This is a genomic window from Synechococcus sp. H55.2 (assembly GCF_047462495.1).
Lineage (GTDB): Bacteria > Cyanobacteriota > Cyanobacteriia > Thermostichales > Thermostichaceae > Thermostichus.
Map to the genome: position 1 here is coordinate 1 of NZ_JANSJH010000220.1, position 744 is coordinate 744.

General features: G+C 55.6%; 1 pseudogene. It reads left to right on the forward strand.

The features are described from left to right. Window positions 1-131 precede the first annotated feature (131 nt). Window positions 132-744 (forward strand): annotated as a pseudogene (locus NW844_RS13025) (RNA-guided endonuclease TnpB family protein); the annotation flags it as partial.

Sequence of the window (744 nt, forward strand, 5' to 3'; positions counted from 1 at the left end):
GTGAAAGAGACCTATTTGCTACCTTAATGAAGGTTGCTGGCCGGACAATCGTCAGCTAGAAACCGCAGGAGCCCCGCCCTGTACCCGTAGGGTCAGGCTCGGGAGGAATGCGGATGACGTATGATTGCAACATGACCCAAGTTTTAACTATCTCCTGCAAGCTCAAGGTATCTGCTTCGCAAGCCGTGAAGCTAGAGGCAACCTTGTCGGCTTTTGCACAAGCACTCAACTGGGTCAACCAAAACACACCAGAGAAGGTGGTCAACGCAGTCAAGCTTCAATCGCTCTGCTACCGCGCAATTCGTACCCGCTTTGGGCTATCCAGCAACCTGGCACAACAGGTATGCAGAAGGTTGGCCGCTGCCCGCAAGGCTGCCCAGCAGAAGAATCGTCCGGTCAAAGCGTTCAAGGGCGGCTTTGTTACCTACGATGCCCGCATCTTTTCTTTCCGCGAGAAGGACTGGACGGTGTCGCTGACCACCGTTGAGGGACGCGAGCGCTTTGAGCTGGATGTTGGCTCCTACCAGCGCGGCATGCTGGCCGGTTCTCATCCCAAAGCGGCCACGCTCATCAAGCGCAAAGACGGTTCCTACTACATCCAGATTTGCGTGGAGCACGACCCACCGGAGCCACAAGACACCACCGAGGCGATTGGGGTGGACTTGGGTAGGAGAGATATTGCCCATACCTCTGAGGGAGAGAACTGGAATGGACAGCAGTTGAACCAGGTCAGAGACCACTACT